Source organism: Pseudomonadota bacterium, from assembly GCA_038533575.1.
Lineage (GTDB): Bacteria > Pseudomonadota > Alphaproteobacteria > Rhodobacterales > Rhodobacteraceae > Shimia_B.
In genome coordinates, this window is the sequence record JBCAYL010000036.1 from 1 (window position 1) to 610 (window position 610).

The following is a 610-nucleotide window of genomic DNA, read 5'->3' on the forward strand; positions in this document are numbered from 1 at the left end:
CGGCGGGGGCGGCGGCCGGAGAAAAGCGCGATCGTCCAGAGGCGGTCTTGATCGGGTGCAGTGCGGAAATAGTCCGCCAGGGCGGCGACCTTGGTGTTGGTCTTAGTTGTCTGGTCGATCAGGCCGTAGAGTGCGGCGAAGTCTTTCATGCGGCCTCACCTGAATCGTCAGAGGCCTCGTCGAGGGTTTCGCCGGTGAATTCGGTGGGGACGACATCGGCGTCATAGCCCTGTTCCGTCAGCCAGCGGGCGAAGATGTCGGTGTAGCCGTGGGTGACGAAGATTTTTGTCGCGCCCGTGGCGGCGATGGCGGTGTTGAGACCCGCCCAATCGGCGTGGTCTGAGATGACAAAGCCCCGGTCGACGGCGCGGCGGCGGCGGACCCCGCGCATGCGCATCCAGCCGCTGGCAAACGACGTGGAGGCCGGGCGGAAGCGGCGCGCCCAGGTGGAGCCGAGCGCGCCCGGGGGCGCGATGATGAGCGCGCCGGGGTGGTCCTTGGGGGTGAGGTCGGGCGTGACATGGATCGTGTCGGGCAAAGGGATGCCTTGGGCGCGCAGGACGGCGTTGGTGTTTTCCACCGCGCCATGGGTGAGGATGGGGGCGATATT

Annotated in this window: 1 protein-coding gene; it reads right to left on the reverse strand. The window is 67.2% G+C overall.

Annotation, left to right across the window (positions count from 1 at the left end; translation table 11 throughout):
* Nucleotides 1-145: 145 nt before the first annotated feature.
* Nucleotides 146-610 (reverse strand): DNA ligase-associated DEXH box helicase (locus AAFM92_16890; GenBank protein ID MEL7302036.1); only part of this gene is annotated, 465 nt, incomplete at its 5' end.